The 23,759-nt window shown below is 60.9% G+C and carries 21 protein-coding genes and 2 pseudogenes; 14 read left to right on the plus strand and 9 right to left on the minus strand.

Features of this window, described 5'->3' with window-relative positions:
- Nucleotides 1-21: 21 nt before the first annotated feature.
- A complete protein-coding gene (locus tag ACERZ8_RS07190; protein ID WP_407591539.1) occupies nt 22-1,596 on the minus strand; it encodes a gamma-glutamyltransferase family protein in 1,575 nt (524 codons plus the stop codon).
- A 14-nt stretch (nt 1,597-1,610) separates the two neighbouring features.
- On the opposite strand from ACERZ8_RS07190, the gene ACERZ8_RS07195 reads away from it, so the two are divergent.
- Nucleotides 1,611-1,982 carry a hypothetical protein gene (locus ACERZ8_RS07195; protein WP_407591540.1) on the plus strand — a complete coding sequence of 124 codons (372 nt, stop codon included), beginning with the start codon at nt 1,611-1,613 and terminating at the stop codon, nt 1,980-1,982.
- Nucleotides 1,983-1,985: 3 nt separating this feature from the next.
- Here ACERZ8_RS07195 and ACERZ8_RS07200 read toward each other — a convergent pair whose 3' ends face one another.
- Nucleotides 1,986-2,435, minus strand: coding sequence for an ATP-binding protein (locus tag ACERZ8_RS07200; RefSeq protein ID WP_407591541.1), 450 nt, complete (start codon nt 2,433-2,435; stop codon nt 1,986-1,988).
- 28 nt (nt 2,436-2,463) lie between these two features.
- Nucleotides 2,464-2,802, minus strand: coding sequence for an STAS domain-containing protein (locus ACERZ8_RS07205; RefSeq protein WP_407591542.1), 339 nt, complete (start codon nt 2,800-2,802; stop codon nt 2,464-2,466).
- 93 nt (nt 2,803-2,895) lie between these two features.
- On the opposite strand from ACERZ8_RS07205, the pseudogene ACERZ8_RS07210 reads away from it, so the two are divergent.
- From ACERZ8_RS07210 to rarD, 9 genes and pseudogenes are all read left to right on the plus strand, one after another.
- Nucleotides 2,896-4,067 (plus strand): annotated as a pseudogene (locus ACERZ8_RS07210) (thiolase family protein).
- A 33-nt stretch (nt 4,068-4,100) separates the two neighbouring features.
- Nucleotides 4,101-4,553, plus strand: a complete 453-nt coding sequence (locus ACERZ8_RS07215) for a GAF domain-containing protein (protein WP_407591544.1) — start codon at nt 4,101-4,103, stop codon at nt 4,551-4,553.
- A 67-nt stretch (nt 4,554-4,620) separates the two neighbouring features.
- Nucleotides 4,621-5,193, plus strand: coding sequence for a helix-turn-helix domain-containing protein (locus ACERZ8_RS07220; protein ID WP_407594198.1), 573 nt, complete (start codon nt 4,621-4,623; stop codon nt 5,191-5,193).
- On the plus strand, nt 5,193-5,813 hold the full coding sequence (locus tag ACERZ8_RS07225) for a LysE family translocator (protein ID WP_407591546.1): 621 nt from the start codon (nt 5,193-5,195) through the stop codon (nt 5,811-5,813). Before ACERZ8_RS07220 ends, ACERZ8_RS07225 begins: the two co-directional genes overlap by 1 nt.
- Nucleotides 5,813-6,196 (plus strand): GFA family protein, encoded by a 384-nt coding sequence (locus ACERZ8_RS07230; protein WP_407594199.1) that lies wholly within the window; start codon nt 5,813-5,815, stop codon nt 6,194-6,196. The genes ACERZ8_RS07225 and ACERZ8_RS07230 overlap by 1 nt, the downstream gene beginning before the upstream one ends.
- Nucleotides 6,197-6,198: 2 nt before the next feature.
- Nucleotides 6,199-8,646: a GcvT family protein gene (locus tag ACERZ8_RS07235; protein WP_407591547.1), complete on the plus strand. Its 2,448-nt coding sequence runs from the start codon at nt 6,199-6,201 to the stop codon at nt 8,644-8,646.
- 67 nt (nt 8,647-8,713) lie between these two features.
- A complete protein-coding gene (locus ACERZ8_RS07240; protein ID WP_407591548.1) occupies nt 8,714-9,607 on the plus strand; it encodes a homocysteine S-methyltransferase family protein in 894 nt (297 codons plus the stop codon).
- Between the two features lie 11 nt (nt 9,608-9,618).
- Nucleotides 9,619-12,066 (plus strand): GcvT family protein, encoded by a 2,448-nt coding sequence (locus ACERZ8_RS07245; RefSeq protein WP_407591549.1) that lies wholly within the window; start codon nt 9,619-9,621, stop codon nt 12,064-12,066.
- Between the two features lie 46 nt (nt 12,067-12,112).
- Nucleotides 12,113-13,018, plus strand: a complete 906-nt coding sequence (gene rarD, locus ACERZ8_RS07250) for an EamA family transporter RarD (RefSeq protein WP_407591551.1) — start codon at nt 12,113-12,115, stop codon at nt 13,016-13,018.
- On the opposite strand, the gene ACERZ8_RS07255 is transcribed toward rarD, so the two are convergent.
- On the minus strand, nt 13,015-13,812 hold the full coding sequence (locus ACERZ8_RS07255) for an alpha/beta hydrolase family esterase (protein ID WP_407591552.1): 798 nt from the start codon (nt 13,810-13,812) through the stop codon (nt 13,015-13,017). The two genes, rarD and ACERZ8_RS07255, sit on opposite strands and share 4 nt — an antisense overlap.
- Before the next feature lie 164 nt (nt 13,813-13,976).
- Here ACERZ8_RS07255 and ACERZ8_RS07260 point away from each other — a divergent pair, with 164 nt between their 5' ends.
- Nucleotides 13,977-14,564 carry an RluA family pseudouridine synthase gene (locus tag ACERZ8_RS07260; protein WP_407594201.1) on the plus strand — a complete coding sequence of 196 codons (588 nt, stop codon included), beginning with the start codon at nt 13,977-13,979 and terminating at the stop codon, nt 14,562-14,564.
- 140 nt (nt 14,565-14,704) lie between these two features.
- Complete coding sequence (locus ACERZ8_RS07265; RefSeq protein ID WP_407591554.1) at nt 14,705-15,463, plus strand: class I SAM-dependent methyltransferase; 759 nt, start codon at nt 14,705-14,707, stop codon at nt 15,461-15,463.
- A 46-nt stretch (nt 15,464-15,509) separates the two neighbouring features.
- Here the strand turns inward: ACERZ8_RS07265 and ACERZ8_RS07270 are convergent, their stop codons facing one another.
- On the minus strand, nt 15,510-16,949 hold the full coding sequence (locus tag ACERZ8_RS07270; protein ID WP_407591556.1) for an aldehyde dehydrogenase family protein: 1,440 nt from the start codon (nt 16,947-16,949) through the stop codon (nt 15,510-15,512).
- Nucleotides 16,950-17,084: 135 nt separating this feature from the next.
- On the opposite strand from ACERZ8_RS07270, the gene ACERZ8_RS07275 reads away from it, so the two are divergent.
- Nucleotides 17,085-17,738, plus strand: coding sequence for a peroxiredoxin (locus ACERZ8_RS07275; protein WP_407591557.1), 654 nt, complete (start codon nt 17,085-17,087; stop codon nt 17,736-17,738).
- A gap of 72 nt (nt 17,739-17,810) precedes the next feature.
- On the opposite strand, the gene ACERZ8_RS07280 is transcribed toward ACERZ8_RS07275, so the two are convergent.
- The 4 genes and pseudogenes from ACERZ8_RS07280 to ACERZ8_RS07295 form a co-directional block, all read right to left on the minus strand.
- Entirely contained in the window at nt 17,811-18,977 is a 1,167-nt protein-coding gene (locus tag ACERZ8_RS07280; protein WP_407591559.1) for a rhamnan synthesis F family protein, read from the minus strand.
- Nucleotides 18,978-19,007: 30 nt separating this feature from the next.
- Complete coding sequence (locus ACERZ8_RS07285; protein ID WP_407591561.1) at nt 19,008-19,859, minus strand: glycosyltransferase family 2 protein; 852 nt, start codon at nt 19,857-19,859, stop codon at nt 19,008-19,010.
- 105 nt (nt 19,860-19,964) lie between these two features.
- Nucleotides 19,965-22,099 (minus strand): annotated as a pseudogene (gene pnp, locus ACERZ8_RS07290) (polyribonucleotide nucleotidyltransferase).
- A gap of 170 nt (nt 22,100-22,269) precedes the next feature.
- Complete coding sequence (locus tag ACERZ8_RS07295) at nt 22,270-22,791, minus strand: ASCH domain-containing protein (RefSeq protein WP_407591563.1); 522 nt, start codon at nt 22,789-22,791, stop codon at nt 22,270-22,272.
- Nucleotides 22,792-22,870: 79 nt separating this feature from the next.
- On the opposite strand from ACERZ8_RS07295, the gene ACERZ8_RS07300 reads away from it, so the two are divergent.
- Complete coding sequence (locus ACERZ8_RS07300) at nt 22,871-23,758, plus strand: NAD-dependent epimerase/dehydratase family protein (protein WP_407591565.1); 888 nt, start codon at nt 22,871-22,873, stop codon at nt 23,756-23,758.
- The last annotated feature ends 1 nt before the right edge of the window (nt 23,759 follow it).

Genomic DNA, 23,759 nt, shown 5'->3' on the forward strand with positions numbered 1-23,759 from the left:
CGGGTTTGCATCCCGAGCGTTTCAGTACCCCAATGCGCATCCGTCCTTGCGTGCATCACTCGCACCTTCCAGAACGCCGGACTCGTGTATCTTGATCGCCTGCGCGCCGCCAATGGCAGTGTCGGGGATGATGACGTTGTGGCCCATCTCGGACAGCTCTTCGCGCACGGCATCGCTGTACCCGCGCTCGACCTTCAGCTCACCCTTATCGCTGAACGCGCGCGGGGCATCGATGGCGGTCTGGGGGTCCATCCCGAAATCAACCATGTTGGTCACGAAACGGGCATGCCCGTTTGGCTGATACGCGCCACCCATCACCCCGAACGGCATGAATGGCTTCCCATCCTTGGCCAGCATCCCCGGAATGATCGTGTGCATCGGGCGCTTGCCGCCCTTCAACTCGTTTGGGTGTCCTTCTTCGAGGGTAAAGCCCGCGCCGCGGTTTTGCAGCAGGATACCGTATTTTTCGCTCGCGATGCCTGACCCGAACCCGTGGAAGATCGAATAGATCAGCGACACGGCCATGCCGTCGCGGTCAACGACGGTGATATAGATCGTGTCCTTGTGCACCTGTTCGGACAATGCGGTCGCGTTTGGCATCGCACGGTTCGGATCGACCAAGGCCGCCAGTGCCGCCGCCGTTTCCGGGGCCATCATATGGTCAAGCCGCGTCGTATAGTCCGGATCGGCCAGAAAGCGATTGCGCGTATCATAGGCGAGCTTCGCCACTTCGGCCTCTATGTGGGCGCGCTGGGTGCCAAATGGATCCATGTCGGCAATGTCGAAATGTTTCAGCATGTTCAGCATCAGGTTGGCCGTCGCACCGTGGCCGTTTGGCGGATGCTCGAAAAGGTCTATGCCTTTGTAGGTGCTGCTGATCGGAATCGTGTCCGTACAGGCGACGGATGCGAAATCGTCCGCCGTCTGTTTGCCCCCGAGGGCCGAAACGGCAGCAAGCATGTCATCCATGACGTCGCCGGAATAGAACCCGTCCCGCCCCTCAGTCGCGATCTTGCGCAGGGCGTCCGCCTGCCCGGGCGCGGCGAACATCTGTCCGGGCGTGGGCACGTGGCCGTTCACCAGATAATGATCGCGCGCGACGCCCTGCAAAACCTCAGCGTCGCGCTGCCAGTCAAATGCAACGCGATCGGACACAGGCACCCCGTGCTCTGCGTAGTGGATCGCTGGCGCTAGAATCCGGTCGAGGCCAAGTTTGCCGACACGTTCCGACAAGGTGCAGAAGGCATCAATCGCGCCGGGAATGGTCACGGCGTGAGGGCTTTGCGCCGGCACAACCGTTTCACCAGCCGCGCGCAGGTCCGCGGCGTCCAGTGCCGCAGGCGCTCGACCAGACCCGTTGAGGGCGTTGATCTTGCCGCTGGCATCGGACCACAAGACGAAACAGTCGCCACCGATCCCGGTCATCTGCGGTTCGCAAATGCCAAGCAACACAGCCCCCGCGATGGCGGCATCCATGGCGTTGCCGCCCGCCTTGAGCGTCTCGACGGCTGTCTGTGCGGCAAGGGGATGGGACGTCGCACACATGCCCGACGTGGCCAGAACCGGCGAACGGCCTGGAAAGTGAAAGTCACGCATGTCTGAATGCCCCTTTGATCTGCACAGTGCATCGCAACCTAGCTGTGCCGGTGGCGGTGTCTACTGGATTGTTTGGGGGTAAGTTCCTCGGTGCCGCGCACTGGGTGGGGGCAATTAAACGCGACACCGAGGGAAGCCATATGCAGCTACAGGTGACGGTATGTCGCTTGATCAAGGCAGTATTGTGGTCGCTGCGCGGCACTTTTGGGAAATGTGAAAGGGGCGCGCATGCGCAAGGTGTTTGTCGCGTTCAAGGACTGAAGTTGGGTGCTGCGGGCATGATCGCATCCGAACTGTCATCTCGACATGCATGGGGCGCCAGCAATGCTGTCTGTATCAATCTTGAGGATTTGGATACGCTGATCTTGCCATGTGCCGCTTGGTAGGTGTCAGCCGATTGCGACGGCAAGACGCAAGCTCAGATGGTTCTCGGACTCGACCCGATCATAGCGAACATCCTTGGCCAGATCCTTGATCAGGAACCAACCGAACCCGCCTTCGGGCATGTCGTTCAACGCCACATCCGTTTCCACAGGTGCCCCAAGCGGCGTGCGACCGTCAGGCATCGCGCGGCCATTGTCCACGACGGTCATGTGCAGTCCATCGCGCGCGTGGCTGCAGGTGATGTTGATGGGGCCATCCGGGTCACCTTCCGGATATGCATGTTCGACGATATTATTGAGCGCTTCCGCCATCACCAGTTCCACCGTTCCGGCCTCTTCAACGTCCAGCGACAGGGGTTTCAGCCCATCCATCAATTTCTTCAAGGCGTCACGGACTGCCATGCCACCACTTTGAATGGATATCTGGAAGGCGGGCAGGTTGGAAACGAGGGACATCGCGCGGTCTTTCATAAGGAACGGCAAATCAGGTCTTCAACTCTTCAAGGGCGCCATCAAGGGTCGTGAAAACACTGAAGACACTGTCCATGCGTGTGAGGCGAAACACTTTTTCCACCGTCGGTGTCAGTCCGGCCAGGGCCAGCTTTCGAGAGGCACCCATATGTTTCATCGAGGCGACAATGGCGCCCAGCCCGCTTGAATCGATAAACTGCACTTCGCTGAGGTCCAGAACCACGGTGTCACTGCCACCTTCGGTCGATGCCCGCATGGCATCCTTGAACTCGATGGCAACAGCGGCGTCGATCCGATTGTCGAGTACAGAAACCACTTGCAGGTTGTCTTCTGATCGGGTGCGAAGATCCATGTCTGCCCTCATACAGATTTCAGCTTACGTTGCGTGTCTAAGAGGCAATCCTTACTATTGTGTTTCTACCTGTACGCAAAGGATTCCGAACTCATGAAACCAGTTATCATCGCCGGTGCCGCACGCACGCCCATGGGTGGATTTCAGGGCGCATTGTCGACCATGCCCGCCGCACATCTGGGCGGGATCGCCATTAAGGCCGCCATGCAGAATGCGGGCGCGTCGACAGTCGATGAAGTTCTGATGGGCTGCGTGTTGCCTGCTGGTCAAGGCCAGGCCCCCGCGCGCCAGGCGGGGTTCGCCGCTGGCCTTGGTGAAGATGTGCCTGCCACGACCCTCAACAAGATGTGCGGTTCGGGCATGAAAGCGGCGATGATGGCCTTTGACCAGATCGCTCTGGGCCACGCCGAGACCATGATCGCAGGCGGAATGGAAAGCATGTCGGGCGCACCCTATTTGCTGCCCAAGATGCGCGGCGGGGCGCGGTTGGGCCACGGGCAGGTCATTGATCACATGTTTCTCGACGGGCTTGAGGATGCTTATGACAAGGGGCGCCTGATGGGCACGTTTGCAGAGGATTGCGCCGAAACCTACCAATTCACCCGCGACATTCAGGACAAATTCGCGCTGACGTCTCTGTCGCGCGCGCAGTCTGCCATCGCCGATGGCGCGTTCGACGCCGAAGTCGCGCCCGTAGACGTGCCATCCCGCAAGGGTGCGACGACAGTGGCGGCAGACGAACAACCCGGCTCCGCACGCCCGGACAAGGTTCCGCATCTCAAGCCTGCGTTTCGGGACGGTGGCACGGTGACGGCGGCCAATTCTTCGTCGATCTCTGACGGGGCAGCCGCGCTTGTGCTTGCATCCGAAGAGGCCGCCGAGGCGCAGGGTTTGACCGTCCGTGCGCGCATCCTTGGCCATGCCAGCCACGCGCAGGCGCCTGCGCTCTTTACCACGGCGCCCGTGCCGGCGGCACAAAAGCTGCTGACGCGGATCGGCTGGTCAAAAGAAGACGTCGACCTGTGGGAGGTGAATGAGGCCTTTGCCGTTGTCCCACTGGCCTTCATCCGCGAGATGGGGCTGAGCCACGATGTGGTCAACGTGAACGGCGGTGCCTGCGCGCTTGGTCACCCCATCGGGGCGTCAGGTGCGCGGATCATGGTGACCCTCTTGAATGCGCTTGAAAAACGGGGACTGAAACGGGGGTTGCCGCCATCTGCATCGGCGGCGGCGAAGGGACGGCTATTGCGATCGAACGGGTTTGATCCTCTCCAACACCCGCGAAAAGAACCAGAAACATGCCTGACTACACCCACCTCACTAAAACCATTGCCGCGCTGACCGCTGGCGAAGACGACGCCATCGCGCTTATGGCGACCGTCGCCTGCGAAGTGCATCACAGCGATGATCGCTTTGACTGGACGGGTTTTTATCGCGTCACTGCGCCCGAGATGCTCAAGATCGGGCCCTATCAGGGTGGGCATGGTTGCCTGCAGATTCCGTTCTCGCGCGGCGTGTGCGGCGCGGCGGCGCGGATGGGAGAAGTGCAATTGGTGCGCGACGTTGATGCCTTTCCCGGTCACATCGCCTGCGCATCCTCGACCCGATCCGAACTGGTTCTGCCGGTGCGCAACGGGGCTGGCGACCTCATCGCGGTTTTCGACATCGACAGCGATCAACCGGATGCTTTCACCACCGAAGACGCGGACAGCTTGAGCCAAATTCTCGCGGACGTGTTCCAAGCTACGTGAAAAAATGAATTGATTTTTCATGCAAGGTCGATTTACGTGAAATTTGACGAAGGAATTTCACGAAGCGATGCTGCAAACCCATCCCAACTCCCGGCCAAGCCTTGGCGCTGATCTGCGCGCATTGCGCAAAGCGCGCGGGATGACGTTGCAGGACATGGGGGCGGCGCTGGGGCGGTCTGTCGGTTGGCTTAGCCAGGTTGAACGTGACCTGTCCGAACCCTCGATCACCGATCTGCGCCACATTGCCTCCACTCTCGACATCGCGGTGTCGACCCTGTTTCGCCACGGCGCAGCCCCCGCCGAAGAGGAAGGGTACGTGGTGCGCAGCACGGCACGTCGCCCCATCGGATCACGCACCGCCGGTCTGGTCGAAGAACTGCTGTCCCCCGACCTCACGGACGACTTCGAAATGGTGCACTCGACCTTCGAGCCCCATAGCGAAATCACAAAACCGGTCAGCCGCCCCACGCAGGAAGTCGGGTACCTGATCTCGGGGCGTCTCGACCTTGATATCGCGGGGCAGGTGTTCACGCTTGGCCCGGGTGACAGTTTTCGCATCCGGGGCGAGTCATTTCGCTGGATGAACCCTTACGACACCCCCGCCGTTGCGATCTGGGTGATCGCGCCACCGGTGTACTGATGTCATTTGAAGGGTGGGTCATATTCGCGCTGTTCTGGGTGGTGTTCGTGACAACGCCGGGGCCCAACGCGGTCAATTGCATTGCCAACGGGATGACCATCGGGTTTCGCCGATCACTGATCGGGGTGCTGGCGATCCTGACGCAAGCCAGTCTGTTCCTCTTCCTGTCTGCACTGGGGGTCACCGCGCTGATTGCGGCCTCGCCCACGGCGTTCTGGGTGGCGAAACTGATCGGGGCGGGGTTTCTGGTGTATCTCGGTGTGCGCGGCTGGATCAACGCAACCAAGCCGCCGCAGGTCGTCACCGCATCGGGCAAATCCGTCTATCTGCGCGCCTTTGCCATCGCCACAATCAATCCCAAAAGCGTCGCTGGCTATCTGGCCGCCTTTTCTCAATTCGTACAGCCCGATGTGCCCGTGTGGGACCAGATGTGGCTGATCGTGCCCACGGCACTCACGATCACGGCTCTCAGCTACATCGGGTTCACGGCGCTTGGCGCAGGGATCGGCAGGGCGGCACTTGGCGCGGTTTTCAACATCTGGGTGCGGCGGGTCATGGCAGTCTGTTTCATCGTGTACGGCGCCCTGCTTGGCGCCGCCACAACGCCGGGGAGGACATGATGGTCAAGGGAAGTTGCCTGTGCGGAGGCGTCACGTTTGAACTGACCGGGGACTTGCGCCCATCTGTAGGGTGCCACTGTATTCAATGTCGCAAGACCAGCGGCCACTACGTGTCAGCCACGCAGGTTGGTCCGGACCAACTGCACATCACGAAGGACGAGACACTGGCGTGGTACCAGTCTTCGCCAGAAGCGGAGCGTGGGTTCTGCAAGGTCTGCGGATCGTCGCTGTTCTGGCGCTGTGACGCCGACAACGGGGCGACTTCGGTCATGTCAGGCACGCTGGATGGGCCGACCGGGATCAAGACGGGCAAACACATCTTCACCGCCTTCAAGGGCGATTACTACGACATAGAGGCGGGCGTCCCGCAGCGAGAGGACTGATCATGAGCGATTTCCCGACAACGGCCCGCGTGGTCATCATCGGCGGCGGCGCGGTGGGCACTTCCACCCTTTACCATCTGGCCAAGGCGGGTTGGAAAGACTGCGTTCTGCTGGAAAAGAACGAGTTGACGGCGGGCAGCACGTGGCACGCAGCGGGCAACTGCCCCAACTTCTCGGGGTCCTGGGCGATCCTGAACATGCAGCGTTACGGGCTCGAAATGTATCGGACGCTGGCGACGGATGTGGATTATCCGATGAACTACCATGTCACCGGGTCACTGCGCCTCGCGCATTCCAAAGAGCGGATGCAGGAATTTGAACGGGTGGCGGGCATGGGCCGTTATCAGGGCCTCGACATGCCGATCCTCACGCCGAAAGAGATGCAGGAACATCACCCGTTCATGGAAACCCACGACATCATGGGTGGGATGTGGGATCCGCTGGATGGGGACATCGACCCGGCGCAACTGACCCAGGCCATGGCCAAGGGCGCGCGGGATGCAGGTGCGCGGATCGAACGGTTCTGCCCCGCAACGGGCATCGATCGGGACGGCGACGAGTGGATTGTGAAAACGGACAAGGGCGACATCCGCTGCGAATTCGTGGTGAACTGCGCGGGCTACTACGCGCAACGCGTGGGCGAGATGTTCAAACCCTTTGGCGGGCGCACCGTGCCGATGGTCGTCATGTCTCACCAGTATTTCCTGACGGATGAGATTGCCGAAATCGCTGCATGGACCAAGGAAAAAGGCCACAAGCTGCCCATCATCCGCGACGTGGACATCAGCTATTACCTGCGGCAGGACAAGAACGGCCTGAACCTCGGACCCTATGAACGCAATTGCAAGGCGCACTGGATCACGCCGGACGATCCAATGCCCGAGGACTTCAGTTTCCAGCTTTACCCCGACGATCTGGAGCGGCTTGAGTTCTACATCGAGGACGCGATGGAACGTGTGCCGGCACTTGGCACCGCCGGTGTAGGGCGCAACATCAACGGCCCGATCCCCTACGCACCCGACGGCTTGCCCCTGCTGGGGCCGATGCCAGGGGTCAAAAACGCGTTCGAAGGGCACTGCTTTACCTTCGGCATCGCGCAGGGCGGCGGTGCAGGCAAGGTGCTGTCGGAATGGATCATGCACGGCGAAACCGAGTGGGACATGTGGGCCGTCGATCCGCGCCGCTATACGGATTATGCCGATCACGACTATTCCCTGGCCAAGGCGCTGGAAACCTACGGCCACGAATATGCCATGCACTTCCCGCATCACGAATGGCCTGCCGGGCGGAACAAGAAACTGTCGCCCGTCCACGACAAGGTGCTCGAACTGGGCGGGGTCATGGGGGCCTATAACGGTTGGGAACGGGCCAACTGGTTCGCCAAGGACGGCGATGACACGTCCGAAGAGGCAACGCACACATGGGATCGTCAGGGGCCGTGGACGCAGCGCGTCAAGGAAGAATGCGAAGCGGTGCGCGACAGCATCGGTGTTCTGGACCTGCCCGGCTTTTCACGCTTCAAACTGACAGGTACAGGGGCCGCAGAACACCTGCGTGGCCGTATCACCGGTGGTCTGCCCAAGGCCGGGCGCATGAACCTTGGCTATTTCGCAGACAGCCGGGGCCGTATCCTGACCGAGATGTCGCTGATCCGGCACGACGAAGATGACTTTACCCTGATCACGGCGGCCAATGCGCAATGGCACGATTTCGAAGTGCTGAAAGCGGGCCTGCCAGAGGGGCTGAGCCTCACGGACCATACAACTGAATTCAGCACCCTGATTGTCTGCGGCCCGGATTCGCGCAACGCGTTTCAGGCCATGGGAACCGAGTCTGACCTGCACGCCACATGGCTCAGCCACCAAAGTGCGACAGTCGCAGGCGTGCCCTGCATGCTGGCGCGGGTCAGTTTTGCAGGTGAATTGGGCTGGGAGATACATGCCAAGAACGCCGACATCCCCGCGCTCTATGAAGCGGTGCGCGCAGCAGGGGCGATCCCGTTCGGGATGTATGCGCTCAACGCGTTGCGCATCGAAAAAGGGTACCGCGCGTGGAAGGGGGATCTGTCCACCGACTACACCCTGTTCGAGGGCGGGTTGGACCGTTTCGTCAAACTGGACAAACCGCAGGATTTCCCGGGCAAGGCCGCCCTGATGAACGAGAAACAGCAGGGATCAAAGAAACGGTTTGTCACGCTGCTGGTCGACGCCGGGGATCAGGACGCGCCTTACATGTCGACGATCTGGAACGGGGACACGGTTGTGGGGGAAACGACATCGGGGGCATGGGGTTACCGCATCGGGGCATCAGTTGCCTTGGGCGTGGTCAAGACAGAACTGGCAAAACCGGGTCAAAAACTCGAAGTCGAGATTTTTGGCGAACGGCGCACGGCAACTGTCCAGCCCGATCAGCCGCTCTGGGATCCTGAAAATGCGCGCTTGCGAGCGTGATCGAATTCCGACACGGACAGCGCACCGGACATCACGTTGGTTTCCGGCAGCGTAAGGAAGCGGATCAATGGCAGATATAACCCTCTTGGATGGCGGCATGGGGCAGGAACTTGTGCGGCGCTCCGGCGACACCCCGACGGCCATGTGGTCAACGCGGGTGATGCAGGACCACCCTGGACTGGTCCAGGCCATTCATGCCGATTTCTTTGCTGCCGGGGCAACAGTGGCCACTGCCAACACCTACGCGCTGCATCACGACAGGATCGAGGGGTCCGACCTTGAAGGGCACCTGCCTGATCTTTACGGCAAGGCGCTTGCCGAGGCAGAGGCGGCGCGCGATTCACATGGATCAGGGCGGATCGCCGGGGCCATCGGCCCGCTGCGCGCCAGCTACCGGCCCGACCTGCATCCCGATCCCGAAACCGCAGTTGCGATCTTCAGCGAAGTGACACAACTGTTGGCGCAAGGCTGCGATCTCGTGATCTGCGAAACGGTCGCGTCGCTGGCCCACGCCCGTGACGTTCTGGCAGCGGCGGTGACGTCCGGCAAACCGGTCTGGCTGGCCATGACCGTCAAGGATACGGACGGAACGCACCTGCGCTCGGGCGAACTGGTGGCAGACGTCCTGCCCATCGCCGAAGAAAAAGCCGCCGCGCTGCTGATCAACTGCGCGGCACCCGAGGCAATCACAACCGCAATTCACGAGATCAAGAGCACGACGCTTCCGTTCGGGGCCTACGCCAATGGGTTCGAACAGATTGCGCCCGGGTTTTTGAAAGACAAACCAACCGTCGATGCACTTCGCACGCGCCGCGACTTTACCCCTGCCGCATATGCCGATCACGTCATGGGTTGGGTCGATGCCGGGGCCACCATCGTGGGGGGCTGCTGCGAGGTTGGCCCCGCCCACATTGCCGAAATCGCCACCCGCCTGCGTGCCGCGGGTCACATCATCGTCTGAGGATTTCCACCATGCCTGATCTGCCGTCCCAAGCCCGCGTTGTCATCATCGGTGGTGGTGTGATCGGATGTTCCGTCGCCTATCACCTGACGAAACTCGGGTGGAAAGATGTGGTGCTGCTCGAACGCAAGCAGTTGACCTCGGGCACCACATGGCATGCTGCGGGCCTCATCGCGCAACTGCGTGCCACGGCCAATATGACCAAGCTCGCCAAGTACAGCCAGGAGCTTTACGGCAACCTCGAAGCGGAAACCGGCGTGGCCACAGGCTTCAAACGCGTAGGGTCGATCACCGCGGCCCTCACCTCCGAACGGCTTGAGGAACTGCGCAGGCAGGCCGCCATGGCGCGCGCCTTCGGGGTCGAGGTCGAGGAAGCCTCGCCCGACGAAATCAAGGGCCGCTACGAACATCTCAATATCGAGGACGTGACCGGGGGCGTCTACCTTCCGCTCGACGGACAGGGTGATCCGGCAAACATCGCGCTGGCATTGGCCAAGGGTGCACGGCAAGGCGGGGCGAAGGTGCAGGAGCGGGTCGCAGTCACGCATATCGCGCGGGATGTCCGCCGCGTCACCGGCGTCGACTGGCAGGGAGAGGACGGCTCAAGCGGTCACATCGCCTGCGACCACGTGGTCAACTGTGCAGGCATGTGGGGGCACGAAGTCGGGCGCATGGCGGGCGTGAACGTGCCGCTGCAAGCCTGCGAGCATTTTTACATCGTGACGGAGGCGATCACTGGCCTGCAACAATTGCCCGTCCTGCGGGTGCCCGACGAATGCGCCTATTACAAGGAAGATGCAGGGAAAATGCTGCTGGGAGCGTTCGAGCCGAACGCCAAGCCTTGGGCGGTGGATGGCATCCCGAAGGATTTTGAATTCGACCAACTGCCCGAAGATTTCGATCACTTTGAACCGATCCTCGAAGCGGCGGTGAACCGGATGCCGATGCTGGCAGAGGCCGGGATTCACACGTTCTTCAACGGGCCCGAGTCCTTCACACCCGACGACGCCTACCACCTTGGCCTTGCACCCGAGATGGACAATGTCTGGGTCGCCTGCGGCTTCAATTCCATCGGCATCCAGTCGGCGGGGGGCGCGGGGATGGCACTGGCGCAATGGATGCAGGACGGGGCGAAACCGTTCGACCTGGGCGATGTCGACATCAGTCGCATGCAGCCGTTCATGGGCAACAAAACCTACCTTGCTGCGCGCTCTACCGAGACTCTTGGCCTGCTCTATGCTGACCACTTCCCCTACCGCCAAAAGGCGACCGCGCGCGGCGTGCGGCGCACGCCCTTCCACAGCCATCTGATCGAACGCGGTGCGGTGATGGGTGAACTTGCAGGTTGGGAACGCGCCAACTGGTTCGCCCGCGCGGGCCAGACACCGGAATACGAATACAGCTGGTCACGTCAGAACTTTTTCGACAACGTGCGCGAGGAACACATGGCCGTGCGCGAGAACGTGGGCATGTACGATATGTCGTCCTTCGGCAAAATCCGCGTCGAGGGGCGCGATGCCGAGGCGTTCCTGAACTATGTGGGTGGTGGCAACTATTCGGTGCCGAATGGCAAGATCGTCTATACCCAGTTCCTGAACGACCGTGGCGGGATCGAAGCGGACGTGACCGTCACCCGTTTGACCGAAACTGCTTATCTGGTGGTGACCCCAGCGGCGACGCGTCTGGCGGATCAGACGTGGATGCAGCGCAATGTGGGCGACTTCAACGTGGTGATCACCGACGTAACGGCTGGCGAAGGCGTGCTGGCCGTTATGGGCCCCCGCGCCCGCGATCTGCTCAATGCCGTGTCGCCCGCGGACCTGTCCAATGAGGTGAACCCCTTTGGCACAGCCCAAGAGATCGAGATTGGCATGGGACAAGCCCGCATCCACCGCGTGACATACGTGGGTGAGTTGGGGTGGGAAGTCTATGTCAGCGCCGACCAATGCGGTCACGTGTTCGAGACGCTTCACGACGCAGGGCAGGGCATGGGCCTCAAGCTGTGCGGCATGCACATGATGGACACCTGCCGGATCGAAAAAGGGTTCCGCCACTTCGGGCACGACATCACCTGTGAGGATCATGTGCTTGAGGCAGGCCTCGGCTTTGCCGTGAAAAAGGACAAGCCATCCTTTATCGGGCGTGACGCAGTGCTGCGCAAACAGGACGAGGGGTTGGACACCCGCATGGTGCAGTTCAAGCTGACGGACCCCGAGCCATTGCTGTATCACAACGAACCGATTGTGCGGGATGGGCAGATTGTCGGCTATCTGAGTTCGGGCGCCTATGGGCACGCCCTGGGCGGTGCGATGGGCCTCGGATACGTACCTTGCAAGGGCCAGACGGCGGCGGATGTTCTGGCATCGGGTTACGAGATCGACGTGGCGGGCACACGGGTAAAGGCCGAGGTTTCCCTCAAACCCATGTACGATCCGAAATCGGATCGCGTGAAGGCGTGACGCTGCCCGCATCGGGTGCTAGGGGTGATCCGAAAGGACGCCCCACATGTCGCAAGCAGATGGAGATACCCCACGCGGATTGATGTTCGCGGTCAGCGCTTATGTGTTCTGGGGGTTCCTCCCGCTGTACATGAAGATGCTCAGCCACATCAGCGCCGCCGAAGTCGTTGCGCATCGCATTATCTGGTCTGTGCCGATTGCGGCTGGTTTGCTGATCATATTGGGGCGGACAGGCGATCTGCGCGCGGCCCTGCGCAGCCCGCGCACGCTTGCGATGGGCTGTGTGACGGCCGCCCTGATTACGGTCAACTGGGGCATTTATGTCTGGGCGATCACGTCGGATCGGGCGCTGGAGGCAGCCCTTGGCTACTACATCAACCCATTGTTCTTGGTGGCGCTCGGCGCGCTGTTGCTGCGCGAGCGTCTGACGCGCGCGCAACTGGTGGCCATCGCGCTTGCAGCGTGCGCCGTGGCCGTGCTGACGATCTCGGCAGGCACCGTGCCATGGGCCGCCCTTGGCCTGACAGTCTCGTGGGGGTTTTATGCCCTTGCGAAAAAACAGCTTCCCATCGGCCCGAACCAGGGCTTCCTGCTTGAGGTGCTGATCCTGTTCGTTCCCGCGGTCGCCTATGTCACATGGCTGGGCCTGAACGGGCAGGGGCAGTTTATGATCGGGGATGCAGGTACCACGTGGCTGCTGCTGGGCTGCGGGGCGGTGACGGCCATCCCGCTCATCTGCTATGCAAACGGGGCCAAGGGGCTGCGGCTGACCACCATCGCGATCCTGCAATACATCGCACCCACGATGATCTTTCTGTGCGCCGTTCTGGTGTTCAAGGAGCCCTTTGGACAGGCGCGCATGATCGCGTTTCCGATGATCTGGGCTGCGCTGGTGATCTATTCCGTGTCGATGTTTCGCCAGATGCGGCCACAGCGCAGACCTGCCGTCTAACCTGCCTCGAACCAATCGCGCGCCAGCATGGTCCAACCGCGGGGCAGCCCGTGGCCGCCATCATGTTCACAGAATTTGATCGCACCGGCGCCGCAACTGTCATTCCAGTCTCGGCAGCGAAACCGCGCGCCGACGTCGATGGTGTCAGGATGGCTGCGACACTGGTTGGCGGTGCGGGCAAGGCGCAGACTGTCCCACACGCTGCCCTGATGCCAGTCCCGGATGGTACGCCCTTCGAACGGCACCTGATTGTCGCCAAAGCCATGGATATGCAGAAACCGCACCGGCGTGGACGGGCAGTCGGTCGTGTCGTTCGGTTGGCGCAGCGCGCCAGAGACGGAGGCGAAGCCCGCAAACTGTTCTGCCGCCTTGCAGGCCATGAGCCACGCCATCGAACCGCCTGCGGAAAATCCGGCGACATAGATGCGCGCGGGGTCGATCGAGGCCCTGGTTTGCGCATCTTCGATCACATTGAGGACAAAATCGACATCATCACGCTCGCCGCCCTCCCGACCAGCCCAGCGGCGGGTTTGTCGCCCGTCAATGGGCGTGCCGTTGGGCGCAATGACGACATAGCCCGTATCGGCGAAATCAGCCTTGATGCCGCCCCGGAAAATCATCTGGCCGGTGGCGTTGTGCCCGTGAAGAAAGACAAGCGCCGGCTTGCCCACCTTCCCGCCGTCCGCGTCAATCATGTGATAGCTGCCACCATCGATTTCACAGGGCGCATCGGGTCCGCATTCGGCGGACGCAAGAGTGGGCAGGGTCAGAAGCAGGACAATCAAAAATTTCATAACGTCCAGAGAACATGGGGGATTTGACCGCGCAACAGATCATCGGGCACATCGCCGGAACGTGATAGGGCTTGCCTTGGCATCGCACATTTGACAGGCGAAGGCATGAGCGACGACTACGCCCCCCGCAGGACCCGCTGGACGTGCTGCACGAGGACGCCGAGATGCTGGTGGTGAACAAACCATCCGGCCTGCTGAGCGTGCCGGGCAAGGGCGAACATCTGGCTGATTGCCTGATTGCACGGGTGCAGGCGGTGTGGCCGCAGGCGCTGCTGGTGCATCGGCTGGACAGGGACACAAGCGGGGTGATGGTGTTCGGGTTGACGCCGCATGCCCAGCGATTCCTGTCCAAACAATTCGAACTGCGTGCGGCGAAAAAGACATATGTCGCAAGGGTCTGGGGGCGGCTGACCCCCAAGACCGGACGGGTTGATCTGCCCCTGATCGTGGACTGGCCAAACCGGCCCAAACAACATGTGGACCCAGAAAACGGCAAACCGGCGGTGACTGACTGGCGGGTGCTGCGCGACAGTGAAACCGAAACCCGTGTGCGGCTGATGCCGAAAACGGGGCGCAGCCACCAGCTTCGGGTTCATATGCAAGCGCTGGGCCATCCCATACTCGGCGATCCCTTCTATGCGACGGGACCTGCGCAGGACTTTGACCGACTGATGCTGCATTCCGAAGAGTTGCGGATCAAACACCCGGATTCCGCGCGCATGATGAAATTCCGCGTGACAGCACCGTTCTGAACCCGCAACAATCTGTTGTGCAAATGGCCGTGTCCCAATAGATTCCGCTCAAACAACAAGAAAAGGGTCGCCACAATCTGCGCGGCCAAAGGTCACGAGGCGACGGTCCAAGCCGCAAAAAACGGAGCAGAACACTGTTTATGCAATCCACCGCTCAAAAGATGCCGGGATCCAGCCGCATCGACAGTCTGGATACATCCGCATTCTCGCGTGATGATGCCCTTAACCTCGTGCTGCAAAGATCGCAGATCATCGACAGCAAGAGTGCCCGAAACCGCTCGATCAGCGCGTGGGTCGAAGGCGAGCACCAGCCGCTTCTGGATCTGATCGACAGCATCGGCACCGAGGAACTGGTGAAGCGTGCGGCCGGGCTCATCTACTCCGAATACGAAGCCCTGCGTCCGATTTTGGATGCGAAACCACCAGCCGAAATTTCCGATATCGGCTGCGGATATGGCTTTTTCGATCTTTTTCTGGCGCAGGACTACGACTGCAAGGTCAACCTGATCGATCTGGAATCCTCGGACAATCGCCACTTCGGTTTCGAAGACAGCGGTGCCGCCTATTCCAACCTCGACACAGCACGCGCGTTCCTCGCCTCCAACGGCATTGCCAAGAAGCGGATCAAGACGTTCAACCCGTCCAAGAACAAACTGACACGGATCACCAAGACCGATCTGGCCGTCAGTTTCCTGTCCTGCGGCTTTCACTATCCCTGGTCCACTTACGCTGTCTTTTTCAGGGATGCGGTCGTGCCCGGCGGGCGCATCCTACTCGACATCCGCAAACGCAAAAGTGCAGAGGCGGTCGCGCAATTGGCCGCTTATGGCGATGTGCAGGTGCTGCCCAACATCAATGAGTTGAAGGCCAACACGGTTCTGGTCGAAAAGCTAGGCTAAGCCACGCAACGAACGAGGTGGGCGGGGCTGTCCCCGCCCGACCACCTTACTCCGCCGCCCAGCCGGACACGGCTTTGACTTCGAGGAAATCCTCGATCCCCCAAACACCGCCCTCGCGCCCGTTGCCGGACTGCTTCATGCCACCGAACGGTGATCCTGCGGCGCGGGATGTCCCGTTCATCTCCACCATGCCCGAACGCAGTTGCGTCGCCAGTCGATTGGCGCGCGCATGGTCCTGCGTCTGGACGTAATTGGTGAGGCCGTAGGCCGTGTCATTGGCGATCTCGACGGCTTCTTCCTCGGTCTCAAACGGGATGATTGACAGGACGGGGCCAAAGATTTCCTCGCGTGCGATGGTCATTTCGTTGTTCACATCCGCAAACACCGTGGGGCGCACGTAAAAGCCCTTGTTGAACCCCTCGGGACGTCCCGGACCACCGGCGACAAGCCGCGCGCCTTCGCTGATGCCCTTTTCGATCAGTCCCTGGATCTTGTTCCACTGCGCCTCGTTCACGACTGGGCCGATGTGACGCCCCTCTTCGCTGGCGGGGCCGACGGTGACCTTGTCTGCGACAGCCGCCGCTTCGTCCACAACGCGGTCATAGATGCCGCGCTGCACCAGCATCCGGGACGGCGCATTGCAGGATTGGCCGGTGTTGTTCATCATGTGCAGCACACCGCGTTTCACCGCCTTTTCATCAGCATCTTCAAAGATCAGGTTCGCGCCTTTACCGCCAAGTTCGAGATGCACGCGTTTCAGCGTGTCAGCGGCGTTTTTCGAAATCAGCGTGCCCGCGCGTGACGAGCCGGTAAAGCTGACCATGTCGACATCCTTGTGCCCCGAAAGGGCCGTGCCGACGCCCGCGCCATCCCCGTTCACAAGGTTGAAGACACCGGGAGGAAAGCCGGCCTCGTCCATCAACTCGGCAAAAACCATCGCGTTGAGCGGGGATTCTTCGGACGGTTTGAGGACCATGGTGCAGCCCGCAATTGCCGCGGCCCCGACTTTGAGCGTGACCTGGTTCATTGGCCAGTTCCACGGTGTGATCAGGGCGGCGACACCGACGGGTTCGTAAATGATCCGGTCATTTGGCGCATGAGCGCCAAGAGGGCGGTTGAACTGAAATTCCTTCGCTGCCCTGATGAAATTCTTGAGGTGCCACGTGCCCGCACCGACCTGAGAGGAGCGCGACATATCGATGGGCGCACCCATTTCCGTCGCCATGGCCTGTGCAAGATCTTCGGCATGGGCCTCGTAGGCGGCAATCAGCTTTTCCACCAGCGCAATCCGCTCGGACGGGTCGGTGTGCATCCAGGCGGGCAAGGCCGCCTTGGCCGCAGCAACGGCGGCATCCGCATCTTCTGCCCCGCCCAGCGAGATGGTCGCGCAGGGTTCTTCGCTCGAAGGGTTGATCACATGATGGTCGCTGCCGTTCAGTGGGGCGACCCATTGGCCGTTGATGTAGAAATCGCGTTTGACAAGCATGGTGATCCCTTTTGGATAAACGTTTCGCACCGGACTGTGACACCGGTTGTGAGCGGCGGCAAGACAGGGGATGAAACTGCGCCCGACATCGACTAGATGTAGCCCAAGGACAATGAACACGACGAAAGGACCACCATGGCTTTGCGCATCAACGACACGATCCCAGATCTGACTGTCACAACCGATCAGGGCACGTTTTCTCTGCATGAATGGATCGGCGACAGCTGGGCCATCCTGTTTTCCCACCCCAAGGATTTCACGCCGGTCTGCACCACCGAGTTCGGTGCCGTGGCGCAACTGGCCGATGAATGGGCCAAGCGGGGCACAAAGGTGCTGGGCGTCTCCGTGGACGGGGTCGAAGACCACAAGAAATGGAAGGGCGACATCGAAAAGGTCGGCGGTGCGCCTGCCGGTTTCCCGATTATCGCCGATGACGGGCTGGAAATCTCCAAAGCCTTCGACATGCTGCCTGCTGAGGCCTACCTGCCCGATGGCCGCACGCCCGCCGACAGCGCCACAGTGCGTTCGGTGTTCATCATCGGCCCGGACAAGCAGCTCAAGCTGTCCATGACCTATCCCATGACTGTCGGGCGCAACTTTGCCGAAGTGCTGCGCGCGCTGGACGGGCTGCAGATGTCGACGGGCAACGGGGTGGCGACGCCAGCGAACTGGAACGTCGGCGACGATGTGATCATCCCCGCGACTGTGTCGGACGAGGATGCCAAGGCGAAGTTTGGTGAGTTCACGAAGGTACTGCCGTACCTGCGAACGACGAAGGCACCGGGTTAGGCAGAAACCTTTGACGCTGGTGTACCCCTGAACACGAGGGTGCACCAAAGCCCATAGCTGCGGCAGTTTCTGTCAGCCGCCTTTTTTGGGCGGGCCGGTCATCTTGGGCGGTGGTGCGGCGCGCGGATTGTAGATCGCCTTGGCCTCGGCCACGATGTCGTCGATATCCGGACCGGACATCTTGGCAAGGATGCGCAAGGTGGTGTCCGCACCGTCCTTGCTCAGCCGCAGGGGTGACTTTTTCAAAAACGGATAGTCTTTTTCAAGGATCGTGAGGTCAGGCAACGCATAGGACGCGCCCTGCAGCGACGTGCATGTCAGGATGAACTTGGTAAAGACGGTGCGCCGCTCGGGGTCTGTCGGCGAAATCTCCAGCACCTTGTGCTTGGCGTCGATGGCGCGGAAATGCTCGGGCAGGATGATGTCATTGGTCAGTTCGGCAAGGCGGTCATCAGACAGCGCATCCAGCGCGGTTTCGAGGGTTGCCGGGTCAAAAATGCACTGGTGCGTATAGCCGCGCTGCACCACCCATTGCGACATCGCGATCTCGCCGCGCCGCACCACGCGTTTCTTGTTGTTGTCCAGCCGCATCCGTTTCCAGAAGCTGAAAAAGGCAGGGTCTTTCAGGATCTTCGGTCCAAAGCTGAGCGCAAAGGAGCCGTAGTGAAAGTTGCGATGGTCAACGGAATAACTCCATTCGATATCCATGAAGTCGGCGATATCGTGGCGCGGCGTTCCGTAGTTCGACGTCGCGCCAACCAGATCATGGCCCATCTCTTCGGCGGCGTGCAGCCAGTTGCGTTTGTCGGGCAGCGGGTACCACGCGGAATCGTTCAACAGCGCAAGGCGGGTGAGGTCGGCAAAGCGGTCACTGACAGACAGCACGCCATCCCGATAGGCGCCGAAATCATAGCCGAAATTCGGACGCTCGATATAGGACACGCACAGGTCCAGCACCTGCTGCCGGTCGCTGTCGGACAGGGGCAGGTTGGACACGACCACAGTCGCATAGCCGCTCGCGGCCACATGGCGCAGGGTGGTCAGATGCGTGGCCAGCAATCCGTCCGAGGGATAGATCACATACACCGCGACCCGATCAGACCAGGACTGCGCGCCGTCCCAGACCCGGCGTTTGCGCGACAACACGCGGTCATAATAGATCGTGCTGAACAGAAAGGTCGCCGCCGTGACGGGTGCGGCCTTGATCGACCGCCCAATGCGAAAGATCTCTCGCTTCACTTTCCACAGGGGGGCAGTTTCATGGGAAATCTACTTTTCGTTGGGGCTGATGGGCCGCAGGGCGCCTTGCAGGAACCCCATGTTCTTGGCCCGTTTGCGCGCCGATAGCAGGGTGAGGGGCGAGGCCAGTTGCAGCAGCGCCCAGCCGATGATCTGCGCGCGGGCAAAGGGCCGTTCGTGTTTTCGCATCGTATAGACCGCCGATTGGGCCATATGGCGGGCCTTGAACGCGGCGGTGGCAGGCGTGCGCGCAGTGCTATGCCCTTCGGCATGGGTGACGGTGGCGCCGTGGACATGGCGGATAGGGCCGAACTTAGCCTTGAGCCGCAGGCTCAGGTCATCATCCTCGTGATAAAGGAATATCTGTTCATCAAAGCCGCCCACAGCCTCGAAATGCGCGCGGGCCACAAAGACCGCCGCACCATTCAGCAACGGCACCTCGGCATCCGCCTCAGGTGGCGGGCCGGACCAGTATTCGGCCTTAGGTAGCAAACGCGAGCGGCGGCGAAACGCAGGTCGACCGCGCCGGTCCAACACGCGCGGCGAAAAAGAAGATGCCTCCGGATACGCTTCGGCAGCGGCCAGCAGACCTTCAAGGCAGCCGGGCTGCATCTGCGCATCAGGATTGAGGAAAAACAGGAATTGGCTGTCGCCGACGGCGGCCCCGATATTGCAGGCCACGCCAAAGCCGCGATTGGTGTCATTGGTGACAACGCGCGCGCCATGGGCTTGGGCCAGTGCGTGCAGGGCCTCTGCATCAGTGCTGGCATTGTCCACGATCACGACCTCGACCCCGGCGGGCACGCTGGCCAGCATGTCGCCGATCACAGCGGTGCTGTTATAGGCAACCGTGATGATCTGGATGTCAGATGGGTCAGGCATCGTGGACCTTGCATTGGATGGGGGTCTGAAATCACAGGTCGGCCCTGGAAACAAGAAGGCCCCGGCGTTTCCACCGGAGCCCTCATCTCGCGCGCGGAAAAGGGCTTAGCCTTCCGCCGCTTCTTCTTTCTTGATCTCTTCACCCGTCTCCTGATCGACGACTTTCATCGACAGGCGGACCTTGCCGCGATCATCAAAGCCGAGCAGCTTGACTTTGACCTCCTGGCCTTCCTTCAACACGTCCGAAGGATGGTTCAGGCGGCGGTTTTCGATCTGGCTGACGTGCACGAGACCGTCGCGCTTGCCAAAGAAGTTCACGAAGGCACCGAAATCCACGATCTTGACGACTGTCCCGGTATACACCGCGCCCTCTTCGGGCTCGGCGACGATGGACCAGATCATGTCGTAGGCTTTCTTGATCGACTCGCCATTAGGCGATGCGATCTTGATGATGCCGTCATCGTTGATGTCGACCTTGGCGCCCGACACTTCGACGATTTCGCGGATCACTTTACCGCCCGACCCGATGACTTCGCGGATTTTATCCGTTGGCACCTGCATGGTTTCGATCCGTGGCGCGTGTTCAGAGAACTCGGCCGCACCCGTGATGGATTTCGCCATCTCGCCCGGGATGTGCATCCGCCCGTCCTTGGCCTGTGCCAGTGCTTTTTCCATGATCTCGGGTGTGATCCCTGCAACCTTGATGTCCATCTGCAGCGACGTGATCCCGTTTTCGGTCCCCGCCACTTTGAAGTCCATGTCGCCAAGGTGGTCTTCGTCACCCAGGATGTCCGACAGGATCGCGTAGGACCCGTCGTCTTCCAGGATCAGACCCATGGCCACACCGGCCACTGCCGATTTCAGCGGCACACCGGCGTCCATCATCGACAGCGAACCGCCGCAGACAGAAGCCATCGAGGACGAGCCGTTGGATTCGGTGATTTCTGAAACCAGACGCACGGTGTAGGGGAAGTCGGTGCTGGCTGGCAGCACGGCTTGCAATGCGCGCCATGCCAGTTTGCCGTGACCGATTTCGCGACGGCCGGGAGGGCCCACGCGACCCGCTTCGCCCACCGAATAGGGGGGAAATTGTAGTGCAGCAGGAAGTTGGATTTGAAGTTGCCGTGCAGGGCGTCGATGAACTGTTCATCATCACCGGTGCCAAGCGTGGTCACGACGAGGCCTTGTGTTTCACCACGGGTGAACAGGGCCGAGCCGTGTGTGCGGGGCAGGAGGCCCGTCTGGCACACGATGTCACGGATTTCATCCGTTTTACGACCGTCGATGCGGGTGCCGGTTTTGACAACGTCACCGCGCAGGATCGACGCCTCAAGACCTTTGAGGGCGGAACCGAGGTTGGGGTCTTCGACCTGCTCTTCGGTCAACGCCTCAAGGATCGCGGTACGCGCCTCTGCCACGGCTGTGGTACGCTCTTGCTTGTCGGAGATTGCGAATGCGGCCCGCATCTGCTCTTCGCCAGCGGCTTTGACGGCTGCGGACAGGTCAGAATAGTCAGGTGCCTGGAAGTCGAACGGCTCTTTCGCGGAATCTTCGGCCAGCGCGATGATCAGGTCGATCACGGGCTGGATTTGCTCGTGGGCGAATTTCACCGCACCAAGCATTTCTGCTTCGGACAGTTCGTAGGCTTCGGATTCAACCATCATCACGGCGTCTTTGGTGCCCGCAACAACCAGATCAAGGCGCTGTTCGGGGTTCAGGCGCAGGTCCTGCATGTCGTCGACGGTTGGGTTCAGAACGTATTCGCCATCCTCGAAACCAACGCGGCAGCCACCGATCGGACCCATGAAGGGGGCACCCGAGATGGTCAGGGCCGCAGAGGCCGCGATCATCGCAACCATGTCGGGATCGTTGACCAGATCGTGGGACAGAACAGTACACATCACCAGCACTTCGTGTTTGAAGCCGGAGACGAACAGGGGCCGGATCGGACGGTCAATCAGACGGGCGGTCAGGGTTTCTTTCTCGGTGGGCCGCGCCTCACGCTTGAAGAAGCCGCCGGGGATCTTGCCCGCGGCATAGTATTTTTCCTGATAGTGGACAGTCAGGGGAAAGAAGTCCTGACCGGGCTTGGGTTTTTTCGCGAACGTCACGTTCGCCATGACGCTGGTTTCGCCCAGCGTGGCAATGACTGACCCGTCTGCCTGACGGGCGACCTTGCCTGTTTCCAGTGTGAGCGTTTCTTCGCCCCACTGCATCGATTTTTTCACTTCGTTGAACATCTATGTTTCCTGTGTTGGCCCGTTGGCCATTTGCATAGGGGGCGTATTCCCCCTGACCCCTGTATCTTCTTTTGCGGGCGCTGAGGTCCGGGCGCCATGCTTTCAGATTGTGCGCGCATACAGCAGTTTGCACTCAATTGAAAGCGCAGTGACGTGTGGCGTATGCGCGCTTAGCCCCATGGTTTTTGCGGAGGTTTGGCAAAGGCAATCGGGGCGTCGGGAAACATGTCATCCGTCCCGGCACCGCTGCTTGGTGCACCCCAGTTCAGCATCCATTTGGCCGGAGTGGCGAGGGTACCCCCCGGTGCCCACTCGAAATACCCAAGCGCGCCGGGGCAGGGGATTGGATCGCAGGGCATTGGGTCTTTCAGGGTCAGCCCCGCCTGCCCACCGAACCATTCGCTGCGCGATTCAGTGATGATGCCCGTCACCTCGACCGAGCCGATGATGCAGCCACGTGGCAACTCCAACGGGTGCGGGCATTGCACACCATGCTTGCCCAGACGCCAGTAAAGATATCGGAACTCTTCTTCTTTCAGCCCTGCCGCCGCATGCAGTGCAATGCGGCCCGGCCCCATCCGCCCGGCGCGGATCGATCCCAATGTGCGGTTTTCGATTGGTTTGTGCCCAGCGATGATGGCCCAGGCCGATGGCTGGCGCACTGACAGGGCAAGGCGGGGAAGATCACTCATACGTGCGAAATTAGCGCGCGCGCCGGGGTGGTCCATGGGCGCGTGCGCTGTATGTTCGCGCAAACGAAAGGGGTGACATATGCGTATTTTGTTTACGGGTGGGTCGGGCAAGGCCGGGCGGCACGCCTGCGCCTATTTGCGGGATCAGGGACACCGGGTGGTGAATTTTGACCGCGTGCCGCTGGGTATGGAAGGCGTCGATGATCGCCTTGGCGATATGACCGACCTTGGCCAAGTCTATGATGTCATGAACAGTTATGCGGGATTTGACGAGCTGGTGCCGGGCACCGGTGTGCCGTCATTTGATGCCGTTGTGCATTTCGCCGCCGTCCCGCGCATCCTCGTGACGGGGGATGCGGAATGCTACCGCACCAACACGTTGGGCACTTACAACGTGATTGATGCGGCCCTGAAAATGGGCGTGCGCAAGATCATCTTTGCCTCGTCCGAAACCACCTATGGCATCTGTTTCGCGGACGGAGAGCGCAAGCCCGACTACCTGCCGCTGGATGAAGAGCATCCGGTGATCCCCGAAGACAGCTATGCCATGTCCAAAGTGTGCAACGAGGTGACGGCGCGCAGTTTCCAGCGCCGCTCGGGCGCGGACATCTATGGCTTGCGGATCAACAACGTGATTGAGCCGCACGAATACGAAACGGACTTCCCGGCCTATATCTACAACCCGGACCTGCGCCTGCGAAACTTCTTTGCCTATATCGATGCGCGCGATCTGGGGCAGATGGTGCAATGTTGCCTCGATACTGACGGGCTGGGGTTCGAAGTGTTCAACGTCGCCAATGACGATCATTCGGTGGCGCTGGATACGGATGCGCTGGTCGCGCGGTACTACGACGGAGTGCCAGTGGCCGACATGGGCGTGCGTGAGACGTTCTATTCCAACGCCAAGGCCAAGCAGTTGGTTGGCTTTGCGCCCCAGCACAATTGGGGCATGTACCTGAAAAGGTAAT

The organism is Tateyamaria armeniaca (assembly GCF_045797845.1).
GTDB lineage: Bacteria > Pseudomonadota > Alphaproteobacteria > Rhodobacterales > Rhodobacteraceae > Tateyamaria > Tateyamaria armeniaca.

What these genes read in the sequence shown, in the direction of transcription:
- ACERZ8_RS07190 (WP_407591539.1), bottom strand. Translation starts at nt 1,596, where the DNA reads ATGCGTGACTTTCACTTTCCAGGCCGTTCGCCGGTTCTGGCCACGTCG.
- ACERZ8_RS07200 (WP_407591541.1), bottom strand. Translation starts at nt 2,435, where the DNA reads ATGTCCCTCGTTTCCAACCTGCCCGCCTTCCAGATATCCATTCAAAGT.
- ACERZ8_RS07205 (WP_407591542.1), bottom strand. Translation starts at nt 2,802, where the DNA reads ATGGATCTTCGCACCCGATCAGAAGACAACCTGCAAGTGGTTTCTGTA.
- ACERZ8_RS07215 (WP_407591544.1), top strand. Translation starts at nt 4,101, where the DNA reads ATGCCTGACTACACCCACCTCACTAAAACCATTGCCGCGCTGACCGCT.
- ACERZ8_RS07220 (WP_407594198.1), top strand. Translation starts at nt 4,621, where the DNA reads ATGCTGCAAACCCATCCCAACTCCCGGCCAAGCCTTGGCGCTGATCTG.
- ACERZ8_RS07225 (WP_407591546.1), top strand. Translation starts at nt 5,193, where the DNA reads ATGTCATTTGAAGGGTGGGTCATATTCGCGCTGTTCTGGGTGGTGTTC.
- ACERZ8_RS07230 (WP_407594199.1), top strand. Translation starts at nt 5,813, where the DNA reads ATGGTCAAGGGAAGTTGCCTGTGCGGAGGCGTCACGTTTGAACTGACC.
- ACERZ8_RS07235 (WP_407591547.1), top strand. Translation starts at nt 6,199, where the DNA reads ATGAGCGATTTCCCGACAACGGCCCGCGTGGTCATCATCGGCGGCGGC.
- ACERZ8_RS07240 (WP_407591548.1), top strand. Translation starts at nt 8,714, where the DNA reads ATGGCAGATATAACCCTCTTGGATGGCGGCATGGGGCAGGAACTTGTG.
- ACERZ8_RS07245 (WP_407591549.1), top strand. Translation starts at nt 9,619, where the DNA reads ATGCCTGATCTGCCGTCCCAAGCCCGCGTTGTCATCATCGGTGGTGGT.
- rarD (WP_407591551.1), top strand. Translation starts at nt 12,113, where the DNA reads ATGTCGCAAGCAGATGGAGATACCCCACGCGGATTGATGTTCGCGGTC.
- ACERZ8_RS07255 (WP_407591552.1), bottom strand. Translation starts at nt 13,812, where the DNA reads ATGAAATTTTTGATTGTCCTGCTTCTGACCCTGCCCACTCTTGCGTCC.
- ACERZ8_RS07260 (WP_407594201.1), top strand. Translation starts at nt 13,977, where the DNA reads ATGCTGGTGGTGAACAAACCATCCGGCCTGCTGAGCGTGCCGGGCAAG.
- ACERZ8_RS07265 (WP_407591554.1), top strand. Translation starts at nt 14,705, where the DNA reads ATGCAATCCACCGCTCAAAAGATGCCGGGATCCAGCCGCATCGACAGT.
- ACERZ8_RS07270 (WP_407591556.1), bottom strand. Translation starts at nt 16,949, where the DNA reads ATGCTTGTCAAACGCGATTTCTACATCAACGGCCAATGGGTCGCCCCA.
- ACERZ8_RS07275 (WP_407591557.1), top strand. Translation starts at nt 17,085, where the DNA reads ATGGCTTTGCGCATCAACGACACGATCCCAGATCTGACTGTCACAACC.
- ACERZ8_RS07285 (WP_407591561.1), bottom strand. Translation starts at nt 19,859, where the DNA reads ATGCCTGACCCATCTGACATCCAGATCATCACGGTTGCCTATAACAGC.
- ACERZ8_RS07295 (WP_407591563.1), bottom strand. Translation starts at nt 22,791, where the DNA reads ATGAGTGATCTTCCCCGCCTTGCCCTGTCAGTGCGCCAGCCATCGGCC.
- ACERZ8_RS07300 (WP_407591565.1), top strand. Translation starts at nt 22,871, where the DNA reads ATGCGTATTTTGTTTACGGGTGGGTCGGGCAAGGCCGGGCGGCACGCC.